General features: G+C 79.6%; 3 protein-coding genes. All 3 read left to right on the top strand.

Annotated features, from left to right (window positions below; genetic code table 11):
• The coding region (locus I4I78_RS31780; protein ID WP_218615206.1) for a DUF2339 domain-containing protein at positions 1–1,590 on the top strand (1,590 nt) is incomplete at its 5' end.
• Positions 1,587–2,393 carry a hypothetical protein gene (locus tag I4I78_RS31775; protein WP_218615205.1) on the top strand — a complete coding sequence of 269 codons (807 nt, stop codon included), beginning with the start codon at positions 1,587–1,589 and terminating at the stop codon, positions 2,391–2,393. The genes I4I78_RS31780 and I4I78_RS31775, both read left to right, overlap by 4 nt.
• Positions 2,380–2,658 (top strand): DUF6802 family protein (locus I4I78_RS31770; RefSeq protein WP_374225961.1); only part of this gene is annotated, 279 nt, incomplete at its 3' end. The genes I4I78_RS31775 and I4I78_RS31770, both read left to right, overlap by 14 nt.

Below are 2,658 nucleotides of genomic sequence, written 5' to 3'. Positions count from 1 at the left end.
CTGCCGGTCTGGGCCGGTGCCGTCGTGACCGTCGGCGGCGTGGTGATGCTGCTGGCGCTCGCGGCGACGGCGGGCTGGTTCTCGCCCCCGGTCCGGGTCGCCTGCGGCGCGGTACTCGGCGCCGCACTGGTGGGCGCCGGGACCCGGGTGACCCACCGGACCGGGCCCGGGACGGCCGCGTCCGCACTGGCCGGGACCGGGATCCTGGCCCTGTTCTGCAGCGTGGCCGCGGCCACCGCGCTCCATCCGCTGCTGCCGGTGGCGGCCGGGCTGGCCGGCTGCCTGGCCGTGGCGCTGGGCGGGACACTGCTCGCCGACCGATGGCGGAGCCTGCCGTTGGCGCTCGGCGTCCTGGTCGCGGCCGAGCTCGCGCTGCCGGTGGTGGCCGGAGGACCCGGTGCGCTGGGGCTGGGGCTGGCCCTGGTGCTGCAGGCGGCGGCCGGTGCGGCGGCGCTGCGCCGGGCCGGCCGGAAGCGCTGGGCGGTGCTGAACCCGGTCGCCGCGCTGGCCACGGCCGTGCACGGGCTGCTCGCCGCCGTCGTCGCGCTGATCAGCGATCGGACGGCCGACGACGTGGCCGTCGTCGCGGTGGCCGCGGTGGCGCTGGCGCTCGGGGCGGCCGTCGCGGCGCTCGCCGGGCTGCGCCCGCCGCCGGCCCCGCCGGTGCTGACCCTGGTGCTGGCCCCCCTGCCGCTGCTCGTGTCCGCGGCCGTCCTCGGGGGCGTCGCCGGGGCCGCGGTCGCCGCAGCGGCCGCGATCGCGCCGGCCGGGATGGCCGCGGCGCGGGCGCTCGACCACAGGGTCCGGCTCGGAGCTGCGGCCGTGGCCGGAACTCTGGCGATGACCGCGACCGCGCTACTGCTCGACGGTGGGTCACTGACCGTCGCCCTGCTCGTCGAGGCCCTGGCGCTGGTGACGGTGGCGGCCGTGCTGCGGATGCGCACCGTCCTGGTGGCGGGGACCGGTTTCGCGGTCCCCGGGGTCCTGCTCTGCGTCGCAGTCCTCGCCGACCCGTCCGCACTGCTCGGTTCCCTGCACGGCCCCCTGCTCGAGCCGCTGCCCCGGTCCGACGGCGCGGGCCTCGGCCTCGCGGCGGTGGGCGCCGCGCTGCTGGTGCTCGTCGCGGCGGCGTTGCTCGCCGCGGCACGACGCTGCGGTCTGCTCGGTGCGGACGGGCGCCCGGTCGGGGTCTGGCTACCGCCGGTGGTGACCGGGCTCTACGGGGTGGCGTGGCTGGTCGTGGCCGGGACGCAGCTCGTCCTGCCCGGCGCGGCCGGGTTCCTGACCGGACACGTCCTGGTCACGGTCGGGATCACGGTGCTGGGCCTGGCCCTGCTCGCCCGCGCATCGGCCTCCCGGGCCGGGTACGTGCTGGTCGGTGTCGCGCTGGCCAAGCTGGTCCTGTTCGACCTGCTGGCCCTCGACGGTCTCGGCCGGGTCGCGGCGTTCATCGGGGCCGGGCTCCTGCTGCTCGCCGTGGGCACGCGGTTCCGCAACCGGGTTCCGGACGCAGGAGCGGACGCGGACTCCGCCGCCCGTGACGATGCCGCCGCCCGTGCCGCCGCCGCCGTGACGGGGTCGGCGTCGTGACGGCGCCGTGTGTGGTGCCCGGCCGGACCGACCGGACGCGCGAGGCCGCGTCGGCGCGGGGCCGGGAGCTGGCCGCGACCCACCGCCGGCTCGCCGACGGGCACCACGCCGACCTGCGCGCCGTGCTCGGGCTGACGCGTCTGAGCTGCTCGGCCGGGCTCGCCGCGGACCTGGACGACCTCGCGCGGCGCGCCGCGGAACGCGCGGACGGCTCCGGTCGGACCGGGCGTGCGCAGCTGCCGTCCTGGTTGGCCGGCGAGCTCGACGGCATCCGTCGTCGGTCCGCGGAGCGCTTCGACGCCGTGGCCGGCCCGGCCGTCCGCCGGGTCGCCGCCGGCCTGTGCCCCGGCGCGGCCCCGATACCGCTGCCCCCGCCGATACCGCTGCCGGGCGCCCCGGCCGGCGCGGGCCCCGCACCGGCCGGGGCGGCCCCGGCGGCCGGGCCCGCCCGCCGCGGTCCCTGGGCCGGGATCGCGGCGGACCCGCGACTGCCGGCCGGAGCGGCCGGGATCCCGCTGCTCGCCGCCGGTGGACTGGGCTGGGCCACCGCGCTGACCGTCGCCGGGGTGGTCCTGCTGCTCGGGTCCCTGGCGTTCCTGCGCTCCGAGGCCTCGGAGCGGGCGCGGGTGCGGGTGCAGACGTCGGCCGCGCTGGCGGCCGTCCGGGTCGAGGCCGAGCGCGACCTGGCGCGCCGGGCGATCGAGGTCGAGCGTGCCGCCGGGGCCGCGCTGCACCGGGCGGTCACCGACCGGCGGAACCGGGTCGCGGCCGAGCTGGCGGGGCTCCGCGATGCACGTCGCTGACTGGACCGGACGGCCTCCGGGTCTGCCCGACCCGGACCCGGCGGAGATGGACTCCGCCGGCCTGTTCGACGTCGGGAACGCGCCCGGACGGGTGCCGGTCGGGACCGCCGACGTCGACGCGGACGGCGACGGCACGCCGGACACCGTCGTCGTGGCGACCGGGGACGTGCTGTCCCTGTTCACCGACCTCGACGGCGACGGGCTGGCCGACCAGGAGCTCCGGCTGGGCACGACGCCGGACGACCCGGCCGCCGACGAGGACCCG

The organism is Pseudonocardia sp. KRD291 (genome assembly GCF_019263595.1).
GTDB lineage: Bacteria > Actinomycetota > Actinomycetes > Mycobacteriales > Pseudonocardiaceae > Pseudonocardia.
The sequence above is the reverse complement of the archived record's forward strand: the minus strand, read 5'-3'. Positions and strand labels throughout refer to the sequence as shown.